We start from the raw sequence: 293 nt of genomic DNA on the forward strand, positions 1-293 counted from the left end.
AGCACGGCCACCGCTTCCTTGCCGACACGCCCGGCGCCGAACTCGCATCGCGCGATGTGGTGGCGCGGGCGATCTCCCGTCAGCTCGCCGCCGGGCATCGTGTCTTTCTCGATGCCCGGCAATCACTCGGCCCGAAATTCGCAAAGCGCTTCCCAGCGATCGATGCGACTTGCAAGCAGGCCGGCATCGATCCAGCCGTGAAGCCGATCCCGGTGTGTCCGGCGGCCCACTATCACATGGGCGGTGTGGCCGTGGATGCTGAGGGGCGCAGTTCCGTCTCGGGCCTGTGGGCC

1 protein-coding gene is annotated in these 293 nt (G+C 67.9%); it reads left to right on the forward strand.

Annotated elements, in window-relative coordinates:
• The coding region (locus ACWGS9_RS35690; protein ID WP_454509544.1) for an FAD-binding protein at positions 1–293 on the forward strand (293 nt) is incomplete at both ends.

Source organism: Mesorhizobium sp. Arg314 (assembly GCF_053714275.1).